Here is a 208-nt window from a genome sequence, read left to right as displayed (position 1 = left end):
TTATGAGCAAGTCAAGCTTTTCTAACATGGAGAGTTTGATCCTGGCTCAGGACGAACGCTGGCGGCGTGCCTAATACATGCAAGTCGAGCGGGGAACTTCGGTTCCTAGCGGCGAACGGGTGAGTAACACGTGGGCAACCTGCCCTCAAGCCTGGGATAACTCCGGGAAACCGGGGCTAACACCAGATAATCTTCTTATTCGCATGAA

1 rRNA gene is annotated in these 208 nt (G+C 52.9%); it reads left to right on the top strand.

From position 1 onward, the window contains the following. Window positions 1-23: 23 nt before the first annotated feature. Window positions 24-208 (top strand): 16S ribosomal RNA (locus AC5WOE_RS20045); the annotation flags it as partial.

It is taken from the genome of Shimazuella sp. NTD248, assembly GCF_059510395.1.
The sequence above is the reverse complement of the archived record's forward strand: the minus strand, read 5'-3'. Positions and strand labels throughout refer to the sequence as shown.